This is a genomic window from Bradyrhizobium sp. AUGA SZCCT0158 (assembly GCF_018130065.1).
Taxonomy (GTDB): Bacteria; Pseudomonadota; Alphaproteobacteria; order Rhizobiales; family Xanthobacteraceae; genus Bradyrhizobium.
This window is the reverse complement of the sequence record NZ_JAFCME010000041.1, coordinates 1-15298: the sequence shown is the minus strand read 5'-3', so window position 1 is coordinate 15298 and position 15298 is coordinate 1. Positions and strand designations below refer to the sequence as shown.

The following is a 15298-nucleotide window of genomic DNA, read 5'->3' as shown; positions in this document are numbered from 1 at the left end:
CGCAGGGCAGGCCGCCTGCTGGCGGCCTAGCCGGACCGGCCGACGTCCTCGAGTTTGACCCGAACGGTCGTCGATCGATCGCCGCGCTTGACCGAAAGTTCGATCTCCCGCCCGACGCCCACGGCCTCGAGCTGCTCGATCAAATCGGACAGCCGCCGGGTCGGCTTTCCGTTGGCGCTGGTGATGATGTCGCCGAGTTCACCCGCGACCTGGTCGATGCCGCGCAATCCGGCTGTTGCGGCGGGCGAGCCCGGCATTGCCCGCACCACCACGACGCCTTCAATGCCGAGCCGGGTTGCGACGGCCTCGTTGGCAGCGACGATCCCGATGCCCGGAGTCGGAACGCGTCCCTTCTGGATAAGTTCAGGCACGACCCGGTTCACGGTATCTACCGGAATGGCGAATCCGATGCCGGCGTTGGAGCCGGACGGAGAAATGATTGCCGTGGTGACGCCGATCAGGCGTCCTGCGGAATCGAGTAGCGGGCCACCGGAATTGCCGGGATTAACCGCAGCATCGGTCTGAATCATGTTACCGATTTCCCGGCCGGCGCTGGTCGGCAGCCGCCGCTTCAAGGCGCTAATCACGCCTGTGGTGAGCGACTGGTCGAGGCCGAACGGGTTGCCGATGGCGAAGGCCGCCTGGCCGACCTTCAGGTCGGCGGAGCTGCCGACCACGATCGGACTGGGCAGGTTACGGGTGCTTCGCACCCTGACGACCGCAAGATCGTAGTTCGGCGCCGTTCCCACGATCGAGGCGCCAACGACTTCGCCGCTGGCGAAGCGGATCGCAACATCCCTGGTTCCGGCAACTACGTGATTGTTCGTCACGATATGTCCGGCGCCGTCCCAGACGAAGCCGGTGCCGCTCTGCTCGCGTCCGGCTTCGCCCTCGAGATCCGTCGAACCGGCACCGGGGCCGGCGCCGACGACCTGAACCACCGAGGGTGATACCCGCTCGAACAGGCTGACGGTCGCGCGCTCGGCTTCCGCAAGATCACTTCTCGCCGTCACGGGCCGCGGGGTGGTGGCCGCGAACAGCAGCCGGTCGAGATAAGGCTGTCCGACCAGAGCGGCGAGCAGCACGATCAGGACGACGATAGCCGCCTGGAAAAAACGCGAGGGCATGAATTCACTCCGAAGCCGACGGGGCCATCGGCGCTGAGATTGCATTCATAAGGCTCGTCGGCCAAGTTGGTTCCTCCGCGCCGATCCGCAAGATGTGTGCCCCGGGCAGATGCTCTTTCAGCGTTGGCTCAAGCACTTTTTCTTGATCCACAAGCATTATGCGAACGCTGCGTTTCCAGAATTGCTCATTTCATGCACTTGCATCCTTGTGTCGATGTGGCGTAAGTGAGCGCCGGCGCTTCAGCTTCAAAAGGGAATTCCAATGGCTCACAGCATCGTCACCATCGTCGGCTCGCTCCGCAAGGAGAGCTTTTCTCTCAAGATCGCCAATGCCCTGGCCAAGCTCGCGCCGGCCTCGCTGAAGCTCGACGTCACCACGCTGGAAGGCATTTCCTTCTTCAACCAGGATCTGGAAGCCGCGCCGCCGGCCGATTGGCTCGCGTTCCGCGAAAAACTGCAGAAGTCGAACGGCGTGCTGTTCGTGACGCCCGAATATAACCGCTCGATCCCGGGCGTCCTGAAGAACGCCATCGACGTCGGCTCGCGCCCCTATGGCAAGAGCTCGTTCCTCGGCAAGCCGGTCGGCATCGTCAGCAACTCGCCGGGAGCGCTCGGCGGCGTCAGCGCGGCCAAGCATCTGCAGAACATCCTGCCGGGCATCTCGGGGCCGATTCTCGGTCAGCCCGAGATCTACCTGAACGGCGTCGGCGACGCCTTCGACGACAAGGGCGCCCTCACCAAGGAAACGCTGCAGAAGACGCTGCAGCAGTATATCGATGCATTCGCGGCCTTTATCGAAAAGCAGAACGGCTAGGCTGCACTCTCAGCGTCATTGCGAGCGAAGCGAAGCAAATCCATCTGTCCGTTATGCCGCGCCATGGATTGCTTCGCGGAGGCTGTCATCGGGCGCTCGTTCGCGCGACCCGGTGGCTCGCAATGACGGGGCGCCAATTGTGCCCCGCGTCGGCCATCTTAGGCTTCCGTTAACCTGACCGTCGCATCTTGGCGCCATGGTCTCCCGCACCCGACTGAAATCGATACTGACCGGGCTCGCCCTCTACACGATGGCGGCGCTGATGGTCGGCTATTTCGGCGTCAACGCCTATACCGGCAAATACGGGCTCAACGCGCGGCAGGAGCTCGATCAGGAGATCATCGCGCTGACGTCCGAATTGGCGCGGCTGAAGCGGGAACGGGCCCAGGGCGAGCAGCGCGTTTCGCTGCTCCGCTCCGACCGGGTCGACCCCGACATGCTGGACGAGCGCGCACGCTTCCAGCTCGACTACGCCAACCCCCGCGACCTGATCAAGGTCCTCAAGCCGAACTGACTTTCAGGCTGCTTGCGGCTCGCGCGCCCCGACTGTTACGCCGGGATGACGGCCGGCCGGATTCCGCAAATTTCAAAATTTCGCGATATCGATCACAAAAATGTCGCGCCGCGTTGCACTGCGGCATAGCAATATTTTCCCGAGCGCACGCAATCCTTTCACGGCGGTTTGAGTTGGGTTAGAGAGGCTGATCCTTCTCTCTCATCCGGAATTGCCATGGCCGCACCCAAAAAAACCGTCACCAAGGAAGCAGGGCAGGAAAATGGGAAAGAGAAGGGTCTAGAGAAAAGCTTCAGCTCTCCACCGGAATTCACCAAGGCGCAGGAACTGGCAGCCCTGCGGGACATGCTGCTGATCCGCCGTTTCGAGGAAAAGGCCGGCCAGCTCTACGGCATGGGCGCGATCGGCGGCTTCTGCCATCTCTATATCGGACAGGAAGCCATCGTGGTCGGGATGCAGATGGCCCTGAAAAAGGGCGATCAGGTCATAACCGGATACCGCGACCACGGGCATATGCTGGCCTGCGGGATGGAAGCCAAGGGCGTGATGGCCGAATTGACCGGACGCCAGGGCGGCTATTCCAAGGGCAAGGGCGGCTCCATGCACATGTTCAGCAAGGAGCAGAATTTCTACGGCGGCCACGGCATCGTCGGCGCGCAGGTTTCGCTCGGGACGGGGCTCGCCTTCGCCAACCGCTACCGCGGCAATGATTTTGTCAGCCTCGCTTATTTCGGCGACGGCGCCTCCAACCAGGGGCAGGTCTACGAGAGTTTTAATATGGCGCAGCTGTGGAAGCTGCCGGTGATCTACATCATCGAGAACAACCGCTATGCCATGGGCACGTCGGTGACGCGTTCGTCATCCCAGACCGATTTCTCCAAGCGCGGCATTTCCTTCAACATCCCGGGCGAACAGGTCGACGGCATGGACGTCCGCGCCGTGAAGGCCGCCGGCGACAAGGCGGTGGCCCATTGCCGCGCCGGCAAGGGGCCGTTCATTCTGGAAATGCAGACCTATCGCTACCGCGGCCATTCGATGTCGGATCCGGCGAAATACCGGACCCGCGAGGAGGTCGAAAAGGTCCGCCACGACCAGGATCCGATCGAGCAGGTGCGCAATCGCCTGCTGGCGGCCAAGGTCACCGAGCAGGAATTGAAGGCCATCGACGCCGAAGTGCGCGAGATCGTCAATGAGTCGGCGGATTTCGCCCAGCACGATCCCGAGCCCGATGCGTCCGAGCTCTGGACCGACGTGTACCGCTGATAATCAAGCCACGCGCAGAACAAAACTAAAGAGTGATTTCGGGAGCCGATATGCCCATTCAAGTATTGATGCCTGCGCTTTCGCCAACCATGGAGAAGGGCAACCTTGCGAAATGGCTGAAGAAGGAAGGCGAGACGATCAAGTCGGGCGATGTCATCGCCGAGATCGAAACCGACAAGGCGACGATGGAAGTCGAGGCGACCGATGAGGGCACGCTCGGCAAGATATTGATCCCGGAAGGCACTAACGACGTCGCGGTCAACACGCCGATCGCGACCATTTTAGCCGATGGCGAAAGCGCTGCCGATCTCGGCAAGGCAGCACCAGCTCCCGCGCCCAGTGTCGCGAAGGAAGTCGAAGAATCCCGTTCGCCGGTCGGCGAAGGCAAGCCGATGATCTCGGCGCCGCAGGCGACCGCGGCACCCGCAGCGGTGGCCGAGCCCGATCCGGAAGTGCCTGAGGGCACCGAGATGATCTCCCAGACCATCCGCGAAGCGCTGCGCGACGCGATGGCCGAAGAGATGCGGCGCGACCCCGACGTATTCATCATGGGCGAAGAGGTCGCCGAGTATCAGGGCGCCTACAAGGTAACGCAGGGCTTGCTCCAGGAATTCGGCGCCAGGCGCGTGATCGATACGCCGATCACCGAGCATGGTTTTGCCGGCGTCGGCGTCGGCGCGGCGATGTCCGGCCTGAAGCCGATCGTCGAATTCATGACATTCAATTTCGCGATGCAGGCGATCGACCAGATCATCAATTCGGCGGCCAAGACGCTGTACATGTCCGGCGGCCAGATGGGCTGCTCGATCGTGTTCCGTGGCCCCAACGGCGCAGCTTCCCGCGTCGCCGCCCAGCACAGCCAGGATTATTCGGCCTGGTACTCGCAGATTCCGGGATTGAAGGTCGTCGCGCCGTTCTCGGCCGCCGACTACAAGGGCTTGCTGAAAGCCGCGATCCGCGATCCCAACCCGGTGATCTTCCTCGAAAACGAGATGCTGTACGGCCACACCGGCGAAGTCCCGAAACTCGACGACTACGTGATCCCGATCGGCAAGGCGCGCATCGTCCGCTCCGGCGGCCACGTCACGCTGATCTCCTGGTCGAACGGCATGAGCTACGCGCTCAAGGCCGCCGATGAGTTGGCAAAAGAAGGCATCGAGGCCGAGGTGATCGACCTGCGCACGCTGCGCCCGATGGACACCGACACCATCATCGCCTCGGTCAAGAAGACCGGCCGCGCGGTCACGGTGGAGGAGGGCTGGCAGCAGAGCGGCGTCGGCGCCGAGATCGCCGCCCGCATCATGGAGCAGGCCTTCGACTATCTGGATGCGCCGGTGGCGCGGGTGTCGGGCAAGGACGTGCCGATGCCCTATGCGGCGAATTTGGAAAAGCTCGCATTGCCCAATGTCGCCGAGGTGGTCGCCGCCGCCAAAGCCGTTTCATACCGGTAGGCTCCGATGGCCGGTCCCAAGGAGCAACCCTTACCGCCCGACGTCATCGGTCGTGACGACGCGATCGAAGTGCTGCGCGCCTTCGTGGTCGATGGCGGGCTCTCGATCGCGTTTCAGCGGGCGTTCGAGGAGCCGGACATGTGGGGCCTGCTGCTGGTCGACATCGCGCGGCATGCCGCAAGGGCCTATGCGCGCGAAAGCGGCCACACCGAGGACGAGGCGCTGGCGCGTATCGTCGAAATGTTCGAAGCCGAAATAAATCGGCCGACCGACGTGGGTAATACCACGCTGCGGTCGCAACAGGGTCACTGACAATGCCGATCAACATTTTGATGCCTGCGCTGTCGCCGACGATGGAAAAGGGCAACCTTGCCAAGTGGCTCAAGAAAGAGGGCGACAAGGTCAAGTCCGGCGACGTGATCGCGGAGATCGAGACCGACAAGGCGACGATGGAAGTCGAGGCCGTCGACGAGGGCACGATCGCCAAGATCCTGGTGCCTGAAGGCACGCAGGATGTTCCGGTCAACGACATCATCGCGGTCCTGGCCGGCGATGGCGAGGACGTGAAGGCCGCCGGAGCCGCGCCTGCACCGGCTGCAAAAGCCGCACCTGCGCCCGCTGCCGCACCTGCTGCAGCCGCACCGGCGCCTGCCGCGGCGCCCGCGCCGAAGCCCGCAGCAACCGGGCCGACACAGGCTGCCGCGCCACAGGCGGCGGCTTCCGCCCCGCCAGCCGCAACGCCTCAAGCCAACGGCCACGCCCGCGTGTTCTCTTCGCCGCTCGCGCGCCGTCTGGCCAAGGAAGCCGGCATCGAACTCGGGCGCATCAACGGTTCGGGTCCGCACGGCCGCATCGTCGCGCGCGACGTCGAAGGAGCCAAATCCGGCAAGGGCCTCAAGGCGGCTGCGCCTGGCGCCGCTCCGAGCATCGCGCCCGCGATGTCGGACAAGCAGATCCTCGCGCTGTTCGAGGAAGGCTCCTACGAAATCGTGCCGCATGACGGCATGCGCCGTACCATCGCTCAGCGCCTGACCGCGGCCACGCAGAGCATTCCCACCTTCTACCTCACCATCGACTGCGACATCGGACGGCTGCTCGAGGCGCGCGAGCAGATCAATGCGGCGGCTCCCAAGGACAAGGAGAAGAAGCCGCTCTACAAGCTGTCGGTCAACGACTTCGTCATCAAGGCGCTCGCCGTCGCGCTCCAGCAGGTGCCGGACTGCAATGTCAGCTGGACCGAAGCCGGCATGGTCAAGCACAAGCATTCCGACGTCGGTGTCGCCGTGGCAATGCCCGGCGGCCTTATTACGCCGATCATCCGCAATGCGGAGAGCAAGTCGCTGTCGACCATTTCGAACGAGATGAAGGACCTCGCAGCCCGCGCGCGGACGCGAAAACTCAAGCCCCAGGAATATCAGGGCGGTACGTCGTCCGTTTCCAACCTCGGCATGTTCGGCATCAGCCATTTCACGGCCGTGATCAATCCGCCGCAGTCGACGATCCTCGCGGTCGGCGCCAGCGAAGAGCGGGCGGTGGTGCGCAACGGCAAGATCGAGGCCGCGCACGTGATGAGCGCGACACTGTCCTGCGACCACCGCGCCATCGACGGCGCGCTCGGCGCCGAGTTGATCGGCGCCTTCAGGCGGCTGATCGAAAACCCCGTCATGATGATGGTGTGACAGCCGTCATTGCGAGCGCAGCGAAGCAATCCATTTCACCACCGGAAACATGGATTGCTTCGTCGCAACTGCTCCTCGCAATGACGGAGGCTAATAGTCCGGTTGAATGATGAGAATGAGCGCATGGCCGACACTTCCTTTGACGTCATCATCATCGGCTCCGGCCCCGGCGGTTACGTCACGGCGATCCGCGCCGCGCAGCTCGGGTTCAAGACCGCGATCGTGGAAAAATCCTATCTCGGCGGCATCTGCCTGAACTGGGGCTGCATCCCGACCAAGGCGCTGTTACGCTCGGCGGAAATCTACCACTACATGCAGCACGCCAAGGATTACGGGCTGTCGGCCGAGAAAGTGTCCTACGACCCGAAGGCGGTGGTGCAGCGCTCGCGCGGGGTTTCAAAACGCCTCAATGACGGCGTCGGCTTCCTGATGAAGAAGAACAAGGTTTCGATCATCTGGGGCGACGCCTCGATCGACGCGCCGGGCAAGGTCACGGTGAAGAAATCCGCGGTCGAAGCGCCGAAGGGCGCGCTGGGTGAGGGCGCCTATCAGGCCAAACACATCATCCTTGCCACCGGCGCGCGGCCGCGCGTGCTGCCGGGGCTGGAGCCCGATAAGAAGCTGGTCTGGACCTATTTCGAGGCGATGGTGCCGGACAAGATGCCGAAGTCGCTGCTGGTGGTCGGCTCCGGCGCGATCGGCATGGAGTTCGCTTCGTTTTTCCGCACCATGGGTTCCGAAGTGACTGTCGTCGAAGTGCTGCCGCAGATCCTGCCGGTGGAAGACGCCGAAATATCGAAGTTCGCCCACAAGGCGTTCGAGAAGCAGGGCATCAAGCTCCTCACCAATACCAAGGTCACAAAACTCGACAAGAAGAGCGACAGCGTCATCGCCACCATCGACGACGGCAAGGGCAAGACGCAGAGCATCGAAGTCGACCGGGTGATCTCCGCGGTCGGCGTCGTCGGCAATATCGAAAACCTCGGTCTGGAAAAACTCGGCGTCAAAACCGATCGCGGCTGCGTCGTGATCGACGGCTATGGCACGACCAATGTGCCCGGCATCTATGCCATCGGCGACGTCGCAGGCCCCCCGATGCTGGCGCACAAAGCCGAGCATGAGGGCGTGGTCTGCATCGAGGCGATTAAGGGCCTGCATCCGCACGCGATGGACAAGAACCTCATTCCCGGCTGCACCTATTGCCACCCGCAGGTCGCCTCGGTCGGCCTCACCGAGGCCAAAGCGAAAGAGGGCGGCCGCGAAATCCGCGTCGGGCGTTTTCCGTTCGTCGGCAACGGCAAGGCGATCGCGCTCGGCGAGGACCAGGGCCTGGTCAAGGTGATCTTCGACAAGAAGACCGGCCAGTTGCTCGGCGCCCACATGATCGGCGCCGAAGTCACCGAACTGATCCAGGGCTACGTCGTGGCGATGAATCTGGAGACGACGGAAGAAGAGCTGATGCACACCATCTTCCCGCATCCGACGCTGTCTGAAATGATGAAGGAAGCGGTGCTCGATGCCTATGGCCGCGTGCTGAACATGTAGCTTGTCATGCGCGGGCTTGACCCGCGCATCCATCGCGCTTCGCAAGACTCTTTCGAAGGCGATGGATTGCCGGGTCAAGCCCGGCAATGACAGCAGTGAACCAAATGCCGTTGACGCAAGAAGAAAGAACAAAGCCCGTGAAAGAAAACGACAACCTGACCATCGAGCGTCCGACGTTCGTGACCCATCTCGAATGCGCGATGGAAGGCGATCATTATCCCGCCGACCAGATCCACAATCTCTCCAAGGCGAACAAGCCGCTGCTGGTGCGCTACGATCTTGCCGGCGTGAAGAAAGCGCTGACCAAGGACGCGCTGGCGCAGCGGCCGGCCGACATGTGGCGCTACCGCGAGATGCTCCCGGTGCGCAAGGTGACTGACATTGTCAGCCTCGGCGAGGTGACGACGCCGCTGATCCGGCTGCCAAAGCTCGGCAAGAAGCTCGGCGGCGGCGAGATCATCGTCAAGGACGAGGGCCGGCTTCCCACTGGATCGTTCAAGGCCCGCGGCCTCGTGATGGCGGTGTCGATGGGCAAAGCGCTCGGCATCAGGCACATGGCGATGCCGACCAACGGCAATGCAGGCGCGGCGCTCGCCGCCTACGCCACCTCCTGCGGCATCAAGACCACGATCTTCTGCCCGGCCGATACGCCGGAAGTGAATGTCAGCGAAATCGAGCTGCAGGGCGCCACGGTCTATCGGGTCAACGGCCTGATCGACGACTGCGGCAAAATCGTCGGCGAGGGCAAGGCAAAGGCCGGCTGGTTCGACACCTCGACCCTGAAGGAGCCGTACCGGATCGAAGGCAAGAAGACGATGGGGCTCGAGCTCGCCGAACAGCTCGGCTGGGACGTGCCCGACGTGATCTTCTATCCGACCGGCGGCGGCACCGGCCTGATCGGGATGTGGAAGGCGTTCGCCGAACTCGAGGCCATCGGCTTCATGGGTTCAAAACGTCCGCGGATGGTGGCGGTGCAGGCGTCGGGCTGCGCGCCGATGGTCCGTGCCTTCGAGAACGGCACCGAGCACGCGCCGCGCTGGGAAGACGCCCACACTATTGCATCGGGCATCCGCGTGCCGCAGGCGGTCGGAGATTTTCTGATCCTGCGCGCGGTCCGCGAGAGCAAGGGTTTTGCCATCGCGGTCGATGACGAGAAGATTTCTGCTGCGCTCAATGAAGTGGCGCGCGAGGAAGGCTTTTTGTTGTGTCCGGAGGGCGCGGCGACCTATGCTGCCTACAAGGAAAGCCTTGCCGACGGCCGCGTCACGAAGAATGATCGCGTGATGCTGTTCAATTGCGCGACAGGGCTTAAGTATCCGTTGCCGCCGGTCACGCGCACGCTCGATCGACATCAGCCGATCGACTACGCGCAATTTTAAGCCGTGCGAAACTATAGGACGTCATTGCGAGGAGCGTAGCGACGAAGCAATCCACACCTACTTTCCGGCCCAATGGATTGCTTCGCTCCGCTCGCAATGACGGTGAAACGTTTTTGAGGGGAGGGGTTGATGCGAAAATTATTACTGGCTGCGCTTTCGGTGTTGGCGTTCGGCGGCGCCGCGGTCGCGCAGAATTTTCCGTCGCGTCCCATCACCATCATCGTGCCGTTCTCCGCCGGCGGCCCGTCGGACGTGATGGCGCGAATCCTGGCCGAGCGCATGAAGGCGACGCTCGGCGAGGTCGTCCAGATCGAGAACGTCACCGGTGCCGCCGGTTCGATCGGCGTCGGCCGCGCGGTGCGGTCACCGCCGGACGGCTACACCATCAGCTTCGGCCATCTCGGCACCCACGTGGCCAACGGCGCGATCTACAACAAGCTCGGCTACGACCTCGTCACCGATCTCGAGCCGGTGGTGCTTCTGCCGAGCAACACGATGATCGTCGTCAGCAAGAACGCGGTGCCGGCGAAATCGCTGGGCGAATTGCTGGCGTGGCTCAAGGCGAGGCCCGAGCCGGCGGCGACCGGCACCGCCGGCGCCGGATCGGGCAGTCACATCGCCGGGCTCTATTTCGAGAACGTCACCGGCATCAAGCTGCAATATGTGCCGTATCGCGGCACCGGGCCGGCCATGAACGACCTCGTCGCCGGACAGATCGATATGATCGTCGATCAGCTCTCCAATTCGATCAACCAGGTGCGTGCCGGAACCATCCGCGGCTATGCCGTCACCGATACCAAGCGCTCGGAATCCGCCGCCGACATTCCGACTGCCGAAGAAGCGGGCTTGCGCGGATTTCACATGACGCTGTGGTCGGGCTTGTGGGTGCCGAAGGGTACGCCGAAGGAAATCGTCACCAGGTTGAACGCGGCGGCCGTCGAGGCGTTGAACGATCCGGCGGTGCGCAAGCAGCTCGAAAACCTCGGCCTGCAAATGACGCCGAAGGACAAGCTGACGCCCGAAGCGCTCGGTGAGTGGCAGAAGGCGGAAATCGCAAAATGGTGGCCGATGATCAAGGCCGCCAATGTGAAGGTGGATTGAATATCCTCGTCGTCCCGGCTCAAGGCCGGGACGACGGTGAGAGAGTCTATTGCGCCGCGCTTGCCGGAGCCGCCGGCGCCGCATTCGTCTCCTGCGTCGCGACGCGCTCGCCGCTCTTCGCCGCCATCGCCGTGCCGCTGTCGAAGCGGACGCGGTAGACCGCCAGATTCTCGATCACGCGCTGGACATAGTTTCGCGTCTCGGAGAACGGAATGCGCTCGACCCAGTCGACCGGATCGACCTTGGGATCGCGCGGGTCGCCATACGCCTTGATCCAGTCCCGGACCCGGCCGCGACCGGCGTTGTAGCCGGCGAAGGTCATGATGTGGGAGCCCTTGTATTCGCGGAGCAGCGCGCTGAGTTCGCCGGCGCCCATTTGGGTGTTGTAGACGGGATCGGAAACCATCCGGTCCCAATCATATTTGACGCCAAAGCGCTTGGCGGTATCGCGTCCGGCCTCAGGGGTGATCTGCATCAGTCCGACCGCATTGGCGTGAGACTTGTCGCGCTGGTCGAACGCGCTCTCGGTGCGCGCCACCGAGTAGATCATGCTGTGCTCGATCTCGGGCGCGATCTGCTTGTGCGGCGGAATTCCGATGGTCGGGAACGCGTAATGGTCGAGCGCCAGCCCGCGGCCGAGCGAGGGTTTTCCGATCTGCAGCATCGCGCGGGCATCGTTGCGGCGGCCGGTGAGTTCGCCGAGCGCTTCGAGCAGCGCCACATTGGAGCTTTGCTCGCCAAGATCGGTGACGAAATAGAGCACGACGTCGCGCTCGCCGATCTCGTAGAGCATGTCGGCGGCGCGAACGCGTTCGTCGACGCTCGATGCGCCGGCCGACGCGAGCGCCGGAGAGGGCGGGCGCAATTCGATCTTGTCGCGGCCAAGTTTGGCGTGCGCGAGCTGGCCGTAATAGGCGGTCGGGTAGCGCGCGGCCGCTTCATAGCTCGTGCGCATCATGTCCCTGTCGCCAAGGGCTTCGGCGACCCGCGCGCGCCAGTAATGTGCCCGCGACAGCACGGTGGGATTGGCCTGGCCCTCGTCGATGCGGGCGAAATGCGCCCGCGCGCTGACGGGCTCATCGAGATAGCGCAGGGCGATCCAGCCGCACATGAAGTGGTAGTCGGACCGGTAGTATTCATTCGCCGCCAGCGCCGCGGGCTGGATCACCTGGTAGGCGGTCAGGAATTTGCCTTCATCGAGCAGCTTGCGGGCGAGCGAGCGCCGCTCGCGCCACCATTGATCGGTGTCCTGCAGCGCCATCGTTTCCGGCGAGGCGGCCAGCATCAGGCGCGCCGCGTCGTCAATGCGCTTCTCGGCGAGCATCCACTGTATCCGGCACAGCGTGTAGCCGAGATCGGCGCGCGCCGCCGCCGGAACGTCGTCGAGCGCTTCCTTGGCCTTGTTCGACTTGCCCCTGACCGCGGCACAGGCCTTTACGATCGCCAGGTCGTCGTCGCCGAGGAGTTTGGCGGCGCGCTTCGCGCCTGCGAGATCCTTGGCGCCGATGCGCTTGTCCATCCGCGCGCGGTGATCGTCGCGGGTGAGAAGGTCGCGGAACTGCTCCAGCACGTCGGGTTCGACGCGCTCCGACAATTCGTCCGACCGCCACGCGTCGCGCACCAGCCGGCCCGCGCCGTCGCGATCGCCTTCACTGAGCTTGACGCGCGCGAGCGCCAGTTTGCCCCTGGCGCTGATCGGCGCCTCACCGGTGAAGCCCCGCACCTTGGCGCCATCGGCGCGCTCCTGCCACAGCCGCGCTTCGGCCCGCCGGCGCAGCTGCGCCGCGCTCGGCCATTCCGGATGGGCGGCGATGAAGGCGGCATAGCGGCTGAAATTCGCCGTGGTCTCGGAGTGGCGCAGGATGAACCATTCGACCAGCTTCTGGGCGGCCGGATCGGCGATCCTGTTGCGCGTCGCGGTCGCCTCGTCGGTCTTCGCCTTGCGCGCGAGATTGATCGCTTCCTTCACCAGCGCGAGATCGCCGGTCAGTGCCGGAACGGCCTCTTTGGCTGTCTCCTTGGCAGTCTCCTTGGGAGCGGGGGCGTCCTTTGCACGCTTTGACTTCTTCTTCGCGTCGGCATGTTTCGCGTTCTTCGCAAGTTTCGCATGGCGGCGCTTTTCGGCCGCAGCGTTGCGTGGCGGACCAGCATCCTTTTTCGCATCGAGCGTTTTCTTCGCATCGTGCGGCTTCTTCGCATCGTGCGTTTTTTTGGCGGGTTGCTGTTTGGGATTGGTCCGCGCCGTCGCCTCGGGCGCGAACAGGGCGAGCGCGGTTGCGGCGAGAAGACAGGACAGTGAGCGCAAGCAACGGTTCATTCCATGGTGCTCCCCATGAGTCACAAACCAAGAATCGCACGTCGCGTGCGGCCCGAGCCGTCCGAGAGGTAGCACGAGATCGATTAATCAATTGTCGCATCGGCGCAACAGCGCGCGGGAAACCGCGCGGCAGATGGAACCCGCAGGTCGATGGAATCCAACAGGGCGGCTGACCTATTTAGGTGTCTGCAGTTCGTGCGAGGAGGCCCATTCGTCCGCCTGGGACGGGGCCTTCAGGTCGCCGGGCCGCTTCAAGGCCGCAAGCCGGAACAGGCCAACGACCACGATTGCCGGTAGGACGATGGCGGTGGCGGAAAGCGCCAATAGCGAGGTCCACATGGCAGCACACCAGTGTCTTGCTGCCCCACGAATAAAACCGGAGCGGGCCGGGCTGCGTTCCCAGAAGCAGAACAAGCCGCCGTGATGTGGAACCAACATTTCCCACGGAACTTGGTTTAGTCCATCGGGCGATTACCGCTGATTTGCGTCCGATGCGGAATGGCGGCCCCAGCCATTAACCCCCTCCCACTGGGGCCGTTTCCTTGGCTGCTCCCCAAAAACAGAAGATGCGGTCGCCCCGGAACGAATGACCCTTGTGTCGGTTAGCGGACTCTCAGGGTTAGCTCAGATGAGCAAGCAAAGCGAAGATCTCCGAGAGCAAGCCCGACGAGCAGGCCGCCTCGCGCTGACGATGAGCGACCTCGAGGCCTCGGTGAAACTGAAAGAATTGTCCAAACAGTACGACGCCGACGCCGAGAGGCTGGAGAAGATCGACAGCCCGGCGTCAGGCACGACGCGTGGTGGCCTTCAAGGATGAGAATATCTCCGGTTCAGGTTCGTCCCATGTACCCTTGGCGGTTTGGCGAATTCGATAATGTGATGGACGACGCGCTCAACATCGCGATGGACTATCTCATTCGCACCGAGCAGGCCGTCGAATTCCGGGAGACGCAGACCGTGGCCGCAAACGCCATCGCGGACGCCTGGCGTGCAGGTGTGCGCAGTCGCATGCGGCTTACCAACGTGGCGATAAGGGCGGTCGAACAAAACCGCGATACATCGGGGAACCCTTAAGCCAGCACGATCGCGGCCGATCGGGTGGCCAGGCGAGGGCCGGTTGAACAATAACCGCTTTCCGGGATTGAATACTCAAGAGGCCGCCATGATGAATTTTATTGCTCTTGTTGTGGAAGACGACCCGTTGCAGCGGGCGTTCTTGGCTGACCTGCTCAAAGAGCAAGGCCTCGAAGTGGTCGAGTGCGCGAGCGCGGAGGCGGCCGAACTCGTGCTGGTTGCGACCGGCACTGAACTGCGGGCCCTGGTAACGGACGTAAATCTTGCGGGCGATATGTCCGGCGTCGCGCTGGCGCAGTACGCCAAACGCAAGTTCCCCCTTTTGAACGTGGTGATGGTGTCCGGACGCGGCCCACCTTACATTCCGCAAGATACACGCTTCCTGATGAAACCCTTTCTGCCAGACGAGTTGCTCGACGCCGTCCTGAACTAGATCGGCTCGCGCCGCCCTGAGGGACGGCCCTTCAGATATTTGAGGCCCTCGACGGCCAGCGTGCGTTCATCGAAGCGCTTGCCTTCGAGAAATTTGGCGACGTCGTCCCTGGCCAGCCGTTCCTGCTCCGAAGTGAGATTGACCAACATTCCATAGGTATTCATCGCACGGTCAATCGCCGTGAATGCCCTCATGGCGCTGTGCCATATCGCGCTGACGGCAGGTAATGTGCGGCAAACTGACCCGACGGGCAAATCAGTTCTGATTTACGGAAATCGTGTCAAGCAGAATGTTTCTGTAAATCAAAAATATTTCTGTTGTCGGCCGACCCAAATCAGTGCGCATCTATCGCCATCCCGTCCTACTCAGAGGGCGTCGGCCGTCGTCACGGACGTTGGGCGGGTTGCGGTGGACGCTGGTTTACGCCTCGACGACGGCGTGGATAAGCGTACGGCAAAACCGTGTGGTCCTGGCGCCCGTTGCAGGCGTCAAGTCGTCGGCTAAGCGCAAGCTGAACCGGCAGCGACGGAGTCAACCAAGAACTCGTCTCCGGGGAGATCACGGCATAAGCCGTAAAGCCATTGCGCAGGGAAGGCCGGGT

The 15298-nt window shown here is 63.1% G+C and carries 16 protein-coding genes; 12 read left to right on the top strand and 4 right to left on the bottom strand.

The genetic code is table 11. The features are described from left to right. Window positions 1–26: 26 nt before the first annotated feature. Window positions 27–1127 (bottom strand): S1C family serine protease, encoded by a 1101-nt coding sequence (locus tag JQ574_RS32575; RefSeq protein WP_212214356.1) that lies wholly within the window; start codon window positions 1125–1127, stop codon window positions 27–29. Window positions 1128–1389: 262 nt separating this feature from the next. Here JQ574_RS32575 and JQ574_RS32570 point away from each other — a divergent pair, with 262 nt between their 5' ends. From JQ574_RS32570 to JQ574_RS32530, 9 genes are all read left to right on the top strand, one after another. Continuing rightward, the gene (locus tag JQ574_RS32570) at window positions 1390–1941 is read left to right on the top strand and encodes an NADPH-dependent FMN reductase (protein WP_212214354.1); all 552 of its coding nucleotides are present in this window, start codon (window positions 1390–1392) and stop codon (window positions 1939–1941) included. Window positions 1942–2137: 196 nt separating this feature from the next. Continuing rightward, a complete protein-coding gene (locus JQ574_RS32565) occupies window positions 2138–2455 on the top strand; it encodes a septum formation initiator family protein (RefSeq protein WP_192739542.1) in 318 nt (105 codons plus the stop codon). Window positions 2456–2671: 216 nt separating this feature from the next. Continuing rightward, window positions 2672–3718 (top strand): pyruvate dehydrogenase (acetyl-transferring) E1 component subunit alpha, encoded by a 1047-nt coding sequence (gene pdhA, locus JQ574_RS32560; RefSeq protein ID WP_212214352.1) that lies wholly within the window; start codon window positions 2672–2674, stop codon window positions 3716–3718. Between the two features lie 50 nt (window positions 3719–3768). Beyond that, window positions 3769–5169, top strand: coding sequence for a pyruvate dehydrogenase complex E1 component subunit beta (locus tag JQ574_RS32555; RefSeq protein WP_212214349.1), 1401 nt, complete (start codon window positions 3769–3771; stop codon window positions 5167–5169). Between the two features lie 6 nt (window positions 5170–5175). Further along, window positions 5176–5481, top strand: coding sequence for a DUF5076 domain-containing protein (locus tag JQ574_RS32550; RefSeq protein WP_192739539.1), 306 nt, complete (start codon window positions 5176–5178; stop codon window positions 5479–5481). A gap of 2 nt (window positions 5482–5483) precedes the next feature. After that, window positions 5484–6848: a pyruvate dehydrogenase complex dihydrolipoamide acetyltransferase gene (locus tag JQ574_RS32545; RefSeq protein WP_212214346.1), complete on the top strand. Its 1365-nt coding sequence runs from the start codon at window positions 5484–5486 to the stop codon at window positions 6846–6848. Between the two features lie 123 nt (window positions 6849–6971). Then, window positions 6972–8393: a dihydrolipoyl dehydrogenase gene (lpdA, locus tag JQ574_RS32540; protein WP_212214343.1), complete on the top strand. Its 1422-nt coding sequence runs from the start codon at window positions 6972–6974 to the stop codon at window positions 8391–8393. 137 nt (window positions 8394–8530) lie between these two features. Then, complete coding sequence (locus JQ574_RS32535) at window positions 8531–9772, top strand: threonine synthase (protein ID WP_212214340.1); 1242 nt, start codon at window positions 8531–8533, stop codon at window positions 9770–9772. A gap of 129 nt (window positions 9773–9901) precedes the next feature. Beyond that, the gene (locus tag JQ574_RS32530) at window positions 9902–10873 is read left to right on the top strand and encodes a tripartite tricarboxylate transporter substrate binding protein BugD (protein ID WP_212214337.1); all 972 of its coding nucleotides are present in this window, start codon (window positions 9902–9904) and stop codon (window positions 10871–10873) included. A gap of 46 nt (window positions 10874–10919) precedes the next feature. Here JQ574_RS32530 and JQ574_RS32525 read toward each other — a convergent pair whose 3' ends face one another. Together JQ574_RS32525 and JQ574_RS32520 are read right to left on the bottom strand one after the other, a co-directional pair. Then, window positions 10920–13190 (bottom strand): lytic transglycosylase domain-containing protein, encoded by a 2271-nt coding sequence (locus JQ574_RS32525; RefSeq protein ID WP_212214334.1) that lies wholly within the window; start codon window positions 13188–13190, stop codon window positions 10920–10922. A 174-nt stretch (window positions 13191–13364) separates the two neighbouring features. After that, on the bottom strand, window positions 13365–13529 hold the full coding sequence (locus JQ574_RS32520) for a hypothetical protein (RefSeq protein ID WP_212214331.1): 165 nt from the start codon (window positions 13527–13529) through the stop codon (window positions 13365–13367). Between the two features lie 289 nt (window positions 13530–13818). Here JQ574_RS32520 and JQ574_RS32515 point away from each other — a divergent pair, with 289 nt between their 5' ends. The 3 genes from JQ574_RS32515 (at window position 13819) to JQ574_RS32505 (ending at window position 14697) form a co-directional block, all read left to right on the top strand. Continuing rightward, the gene (locus JQ574_RS32515) at window positions 13819–14007 is read left to right on the top strand and encodes a hypothetical protein (RefSeq protein WP_212214328.1); all 189 of its coding nucleotides are present in this window, start codon (window positions 13819–13821) and stop codon (window positions 14005–14007) included. Between the two features lie 62 nt (window positions 14008–14069). Continuing rightward, window positions 14070–14264, top strand: a complete 195-nt coding sequence (locus tag JQ574_RS32510) for a hypothetical protein (protein ID WP_212214325.1) — start codon at window positions 14070–14072, stop codon at window positions 14262–14264. A 43-nt stretch (window positions 14265–14307) separates the two neighbouring features. Then, window positions 14308–14697 (top strand): response regulator, encoded by a 390-nt coding sequence (locus JQ574_RS32505; RefSeq protein WP_312014806.1) that lies wholly within the window; start codon window positions 14308–14310, stop codon window positions 14695–14697. On the opposite strand, the gene JQ574_RS32500 is transcribed toward JQ574_RS32505, so the two are convergent. After that, entirely contained in the window at window positions 14694–14891 is a 198-nt protein-coding gene (locus JQ574_RS32500) for a hypothetical protein (protein WP_212384177.1), read from the bottom strand. The two genes, JQ574_RS32505 and JQ574_RS32500, sit on opposite strands and share 4 nt — an antisense overlap. Window positions 14892–15298: the final 407 nt, after the last annotated feature.